This window comes from Microbacterium sp. Bi128 (assembly GCF_918698205.1).
This window is the reverse complement of record NZ_CAKKMM010000982.1, coordinates 1-1,929: the sequence shown is the minus strand read 5'-3', so window position 1 is coordinate 1,929 and position 1,929 is coordinate 1. Positions and strand designations below refer to the sequence as shown.

Sequence of the window (1,929 nt, the reverse complement as noted above, 5' to 3'; positions counted from 1 at the left end):
TTCACGTTCTCCCTGTCCATGGGCGACTACATCACTGCGCAGATCGTCGGCGGGACCACCCAGATGCTGGGCACCGTGATTTACGCCAACGTCGGAGCGGCCAACAACCTGCCGTTCGCCGCCGCGGTATCGCTGGTGCCGATCGCCATCATCATGTTCTACCTTTTCGTCGTCCGCCGCACCGGCGCCCTGAACAGCCTGTAGTGCGAGGAGCATCATGAGACTTTCCCGTAGCGCCAAGGTGGTCCTGGGCATTGTCACGGCGCTGGTGTTTTTGTTCATCTACACACCGCTGCTGCTGGTGGTGGTGAACTCCTTCAACGCAGACCGGACTTTCGGCTGGCCGCCCAAGGGCTTCACGCTGGAATGGTGGGGCAAGGCCTTTGACTCGCCCGGCGTCAGGGAGGCCGTCGTGTCCTCCCTGTGGGTGGCAGTCGTATCGACCATCATTTCGCTGGTGCTGGGGACGCTGCTGGCGATCTCATTGCAGCGCTATGAGTTCTTCGGCCGTGACGTCATCAACCTCCTGGTCATCCTGCCCATCGCGTTGCCCGGGGTTGTCACGGGCATCGCGCTGAACAACATGTTCACCACGATCCTGGGCGTCCCGCTGAGCCTGTGGACGGTGGTGATCGCCCACGCCACGTTCTGCATGGTGACGGTGTTCAATAACGCCATTGCTCGGCTCCGCCGCACCAGCGCCGGCCTCGAGGAAGCCTCCGCCGACCTCGGCGCCGGTGTTTTCACCACATTTGGCTTGGTGACCTTCCCGCAGCTCCGCTCCGCCCTGCTGGCCGGCGGCCTGCTGGCCTTCGCGCTGAGCTTCGACGAGATCATCGTTACCACGTTTACGATCGGGGCCGGCGAGACCACGCTGCCGATCTGGATCCTGCAGAACCTCTTCCGTCCGAACCAGGCTCCCGTGGTCAATGTCGTGGCGGTCGTGCTGATCGTGGTCTCGATCGTCCCGATCTGGCTCGCGCAGCGGCTGTCCGGGGACTCGGTGCGTGTCGGCGGCGCCCGGGTGAAGGCGGACGAGCCCTAAACGGTGCCGGGTTCCGCAGGGTCGATCGAGATGACAGCCAGGAATCCGCGGCCCACGATTTCAGGCGTCGCGGTATCGGCGCCGACGACGGCGTCGTAACGGTTCAGTTCGAGTCGCTCCGGCTCCGGGGCGGCGACGGCGGCCGGCCCGACGGGAGTGCCGCCTGCAGTCCCGGGGCTGACGGTCCCCTGCCCCTGCAGGAGGATGCCGAGTTGGCCTGCGAACACCGGATGGGCACGCTTCTTGGACAGCTCGATGATCGAGGTGTAGCCCTTGAAGGCGCCGTTGCGGGTGATGACGTTCAGATCCCGGATGTCGCCGGTGGGCAGTGCCCCCGCCGAGTCCGCGTCGCCGGAGAACCGGAACGGCCGGTACTTCTCCAGCGGGTGCTCGGCCCCGTCCACGCTCAGCAGCAGCAAGTCGCCGTCAATCACTGTCAGTACACGGTCCATCCCGGCGTACGCGGAGAAGGGGCCCGCCTTGGAGACTTCGGCAATGCTGACGCGCCAGTCCCAGGCGCTGTCCTGCCCTGTATCTTGCGGGGCGGTCCGCAGGGACGGGGTCCTTGGATGGCGCGCCACTTCGCGCGTCACCCCGCCGCCGTTGCGCCAGGGGTGGGCTTTGAGCTCGGCATAGCGGATGATCTCCATGGCCTCAGCCTATCGGCCCGTTTCCGGGGACGGCGCTCGCGCCGACGCGCCGGGACGCCGGCGGGGACTGCGCACGCCCGTGCCGACGCAAAGTCGGCGGCGGGGGCCCGGCCTTGCTAACGTCGGAGGCAGGAAGCGCCCAGAAGGAGCCCGAATGTTTGTCAAAGTGTGCGGCCTGAGCACCTCGGATGCGGTCCGCGTCGCGGCAGGCGCCGGCGCGGACGCCGTCGGCTT

General features: G+C 66.8%; 2 protein-coding genes and 2 pseudogenes. 3 read left to right on the top strand and 1 reads right to left on the bottom strand.

Annotated elements, in window-relative coordinates:
* Positions 1 to 204: pseudogene (locus LQV45_RS28825) on the top strand (ABC transporter permease); the annotation flags it as partial.
* Positions 205 to 217: 13 nt separating this feature from the next.
* Positions 218 to 1,045: an ABC transporter permease gene (locus LQV45_RS28820; RefSeq protein WP_230010430.1), complete on the top strand. Its 828-nt coding sequence runs from the start codon at positions 218 to 220 to the stop codon at positions 1,043 to 1,045.
* On the opposite strand, the gene LQV45_RS28815 is transcribed toward LQV45_RS28820, so the two are convergent.
* The gene (locus tag LQV45_RS28815; RefSeq protein ID WP_230010427.1) at positions 1,042 to 1,695 is read right to left on the bottom strand and encodes a HutD family protein; all 654 of its coding nucleotides are present in this window, start codon (positions 1,693 to 1,695) and stop codon (positions 1,042 to 1,044) included. The two genes, LQV45_RS28820 and LQV45_RS28815, sit on opposite strands and share 4 nt — an antisense overlap.
* Positions 1,696 to 1,849: 154 nt before the next feature.
* Between LQV45_RS28815 and LQV45_RS28810 the strand changes: the two are divergent.
* Positions 1,850 to 1,929 (top strand): annotated as a pseudogene (locus LQV45_RS28810) (phosphoribosylanthranilate isomerase); the annotation flags it as partial.